Origin of the sequence: Spongiactinospora gelatinilytica (assembly GCF_003236385.1) — a bacterium.
Taxonomy (GTDB): domain Bacteria; phylum Actinomycetota; class Actinomycetes; order Streptosporangiales; family Streptosporangiaceae; genus Spongiactinospora; species Spongiactinospora gelatinilytica.
Genome location: NZ_POUA01000682.1, coordinates 1 through 1,704, shown reverse-complemented (window position 1 = coordinate 1,704; position 1,704 = coordinate 1). Strand labels below are relative to the sequence as shown.

The 1,704-nt window shown below is 71.1% G+C and carries 2 protein-coding genes and 1 pseudogene; all 3 read right to left on the bottom strand.

The window, feature by feature from the left end:
- On the bottom strand, positions 1-935 hold a 935-nt coding region (locus C1I98_RS38580; RefSeq protein ID WP_233508563.1), incomplete at its 3' end, for a tyrosine-type recombinase/integrase.
- A gap of 11 nt (positions 936-946) precedes the next feature.
- A complete protein-coding gene (locus C1I98_RS38575) occupies positions 947-1,282 on the bottom strand; it encodes a hypothetical protein (RefSeq protein ID WP_111172146.1) in 336 nt (111 codons plus the stop codon).
- Positions 1,283-1,350: 68 nt separating this feature from the next.
- A pseudogene (locus C1I98_RS38570) lies at positions 1,351-1,704 on the bottom strand (hypothetical protein); the annotation flags it as partial.

The following is a 1,704-nucleotide window of genomic DNA, read 5'->3' as shown; positions in this document are numbered from 1 at the left end:
GGGGTGGAGTGCCCGGCGAGGTCTTGGGCGGTGGCGAGGTCCACGCCGGCGTCGAGGAGTTCGCCGATGAACGTGCGTCGGAAGTCGTGCGGGGTCGCGTTCTTCACTTCGGCCTGGGTGATGCGCTTACGCAGGATCTTGCGTACGGCCTGGCCGGTCATGCGGGGGTGGGTGCCGTCGGGGCCGGTGCGGGCCCGGCCGCCCTTGTAGAGGGGCGGGAACAGGGCGCCCGGAGTAGTGCCACGGATGCCGAGCCAGGCTTCGACGCGGGCGGCGGCATCCTCGGTGATGAACACCTGGCGCTCCTTGTCACGTTTGCCCAGGATGCGCAGGGACCGTTCGGCGGGGTCGTAGTCGCCCAGCTCGACGGCGGCGAGTTCTTCTCGGCGCATCCCGGAGGTGTAGAGGGTCGCGAGGAGCGCGGCGTCGCGTAGTCCGGCGGGGGTGTCGTCTTCGTCGCAGGCGGCGAGGATCGCCCCGAACGCCGACCGGGCGACGTGCCGCCCGGCGGGCAAGCGGGTGGCCTTCACATTCTGGACGTCGCTCGCGCGGGCCATGTCCTCGGCCGTCATCAACCCGAGCCTCCACGCCTCCCTGAGCACGCGGCGGAGCGCGACGAGGTGCTTGTTCACATGCGCCGGGGACCACTTCACCCCAGCGTCATCGCCGTGCTCCATGCGGTGGACGAGCATCGCCCGGATGCGGGCGGTGTACTCGTACCGCAGCCGATGCCACGGCTGCCCCGCCCCCGAGGTCGCGCCGGGGTGGACCATGGCGGCGATCCGGTCCAGGCAGTCCGCCATGGTCCTGCGGGACTCGGCGTTCCCCAAGGTCGCGAGGTACACCATGTACGGGTCACGCGCAGGGTCTACCGGCTCGGCGACGGCGGGAAGCTGCCCGGCCGGGCGGACGGCGGGGAGATGGGTCTCGGTCACGGCTTCTTCCATCAGACGGGCACGCCGGGAGAGGCGTCCACGCCCGCCCGGGTGACAGGAACGCCGGTGAGGAGCAACGTAAGGCGCACACCGAGCGGGCCCCCCGACGGGCGCGGGCCGTCCCGGTCGTCTGCGACGGCGATTTCGGGCCTCTCGGCGAACGTCCATCCCAGCCCGTACGCCAACGCGGTCGCGCGTTCTGCCCTCTCAAGCAGCGACTGCCACGCCGCGTCCGGTGCCCGGTCACGGGTCTCCCTCGCCGCGGATTCGACGACCCGTTCGACCTTGCGGCGTACCGGCCCGGCGGCGAGCCGTTCAACGAGGCCCTTTGAGATGTGTACTGCCATGCCCGGATCATGCGCGAGTGCAGGGGCAGGTGTCCGTGTCCGCCCGCGGGCGGACACGGACATCGATCTCAGGTTGCGGGCCGGTCTGGGGCCTTCTGGAGGAAGGGGGCGAGGTCCAGCGTCCCAAGGGCTTGACCGATGGCGCTGGTCAGTACCGCCGCCAGTTCAGGCGGCAGTTCGGTCGCAGGGGCGGGCGTGGCGGTGATCGTACCTTCCAGGGGCTCCTGTTCGGTGAGGGCAGGTTCCGCGCCGGCCCGTGTCAGCGCGGCGTCGATGGCCTTGGCGGTCTTGGCGTCGGCGTCCGGCGTCAGGTGGGAGTACACCGAGCTGGTGATGGTGGCGTTGGCGTGCCCGAGCCGCTTGGACACCTGTTCCAGGCCCACTTCAGGAATGGCGTTGCTGGCGTGAGAGTGCCGCATCTC